The organism is Streptomyces sp. L-9-10, assembly GCF_004151105.1.
Classification (GTDB): domain Bacteria; phylum Actinomycetota; class Actinomycetes; order Streptomycetales; family Streptomycetaceae; genus Streptomyces.
In genome coordinates this window covers 1-222 of sequence record NZ_PHRF01000015.1, presented here as the reverse complement: position 1 = coordinate 222, position 222 = coordinate 1, and positions in this window count along the sequence as shown.

The window sequence follows — 222 nt, the reverse complement described above, 5'->3', positions numbered from 1 at the left end:
ATACCCCGGTGCGACACGACCACACCCTTGGGACGCCCCGTCGACCCCGACGTATAAATCACATACGCCGCCGAATCCAACGACACCGGCCCCACAGGAACAGGAACAGCCCCCGTCCCAGACTCAGACTCAGACTCAGCCCCGGACTCCGAAGCAGCGGCAAGAACCCCCCACATCTCCTCATCAATCACCAGCTCAGCACCACAATCCGCCGTCACGAAC